At 63.0% G+C, this 1,843-nt stretch carries 1 protein-coding gene; it reads left to right on the top strand.

Features of this window, described 5'->3' with window-relative positions; translation table 11 throughout:
* Positions 1–264 precede the first annotated feature (264 nt).
* Positions 265–1,737: an MFS transporter gene (locus tag ACETPF_RS20915; protein WP_373936552.1), complete on the top strand. Its 1,473-nt coding sequence runs from the start codon at positions 265–267 to the stop codon at positions 1,735–1,737.
* The last annotated feature ends 106 nt before the right edge of the window (positions 1,738–1,843 follow it).

Here is a 1,843-nt window from a genome sequence, read left to right as displayed (position 1 = left end):
AAAAGTCGCTCAACTCCACCAATCCCGCACCCGCCCCGCACCCGGCAGACCCATAGCCTCAAGCCCACTACGCCACACCCCGCACTACGCAACCAACCCAATATAACCCGCCTCACCACAGGCGTTTGGTGCGTCACACTCCATCGCTCCCGACAGCGACCGACACGCAAACACTACACGCCCCTATGAATTCGTATGCGCCTCTTGCCGGGCCCACCTTGCCATGTCAGCGCTTACGACCGCATGAGGAGAGGGAGAGAGGGCATGGAAAAGCCTCGCCAGGGTTTTGCCGGCCTGTGGAATATCAGCTTCGGCTTTTTCGGTATTCAAATCGGGTTTGCATTGCAGAACGCCAATATGAGCCGGGTTTTCCAGTCGCTCGGTTCCAGCATCGACAATCTGTCGGCGCTCTGGGTCGCAGCGCCTCTGACGGGGCTGCTGGTTCAACCCGTCATCGGCCATTTGTCGGATCGGACATGGCTGGGGCGGCTCGGGCGACGGCGGCCCTATTTTCTGGCGGGCGCTTTCCTGTCCGCCATTGCGCTCATTGCCATGCCACAGAGCCAGACGCTGCTGATGGCGGCGATGCTCTTGTGGATGCTCGACGCGAGCCTCAACATCTCAATGGAGCCGTTCCGCGCTTTCGTCGGCGACATGCTGCACAAGGATCAGCATACGGCAGGCTATGCGGTGCAGACCGCGTTCATCGGCGCGGGCGCGGTGGTGGGGTCGCTGTTCCCATGGCTGCTCGATCATCTCGGGGTCGCCAATGTCGCGCCGCCGGGGGTAATACCGGACACCGTGCGGTACAGCTTCTGGGCGGGCGGCGCAGCCCTGTTCGGAGCCGTGCTGTGGACGATCCTGACGACCCGAGAATATACGCCAGCGCAAATGAGCGCCTTCGCCGAGGAGGCGGAGCCTATCGCGACGCCCGATCTGTCCCGCCGCGCGCTTGGCCCTTCCTTAGGTTGGATCGGCGCTGGGCTGCTGGTGGCGTTGCTGGTCGATCTCTGGGCGATGGAGAAGGAGGTCTATCTGCTCGCGGCGCTGCTTGCCGGCTATGGCATCGCCAGCATCGCCGCTATCCTGCTGGCACGCGCGGGACGGGGGCAGACGATGCTCACCCATATCGTCGGCGATGTCGCAGCCATGCCGCCGATCATGCGCCGGTTGGCGCTGGTGCAATTTTTCAGCTGGTCCGCGTTGTTCATCATGTGGATTCACACCACGCCGGTCGTCGCCCAATATATGTTCGGATCGGCCGACCCGGCGAGTGCCGGTTATCAGGCCGGGGGGAACTGGGTTGGGGTGTTGTTTTCGGTCTATAATGGCGTCGCGGCGATCGCCGCGCTGATGCTGCTGCCACGCCTGTCCGCCAAGCTTGGCCAAGCGCGCACCCATGCCTTGTGCCTGGCGGCCGGTGCGGCGGGTTTCGCCAGTTTTCTATTCGTGCGCGATCCGCGCCTGTTGCTGCTGAGCGAGGTGGGGATCGGCATCGCCTGGGCGTCGATCCTCGCCATGCCCTATGCAATGCTCGCGTCCACCCTGCCGCAGGCAAAGCTGGGCGTCTATATGGGCTTGTTCAACATCTTCGTTGTGCTGCCGCAGCTTCTGGTGGCGACGATCATGGGGTCGGTCATGACCCGATTCTTCCCCGGCGATCCGATCTGGACCATGGCGTTTGCGGCAGTGACACTACTCGTGGCCGCTGGCGCGACGGTGCGCGTGCGGGCCTAGAGCGAGATGACGTGAGGCTGAATCGAGAGGGGTTTTGCTCGGGCCTATTATGTGATTCAAGATGCCGGCTGGGGAATGGAGGCCAGCGGGCATGGCGAAACCCTAT

Source organism: Sphingobium agrisoli (genome assembly GCF_041877245.1).
Classification (GTDB): Bacteria; Pseudomonadota; Alphaproteobacteria; order Sphingomonadales; family Sphingomonadaceae; genus Sphingobium.
Note: the sequence above shows the minus strand (reverse complement) of the source record. Positions and strands in the feature narration are given on the sequence as shown.

Coding starts and splice junctions, on each gene's coding strand:
- ACETPF_RS20915 (WP_373936552.1), top strand. CDS start 265: ATGGAAAAGCCTCGCCAGGGTTTTGCCGGCCTGTGGAATATCAGCTTC.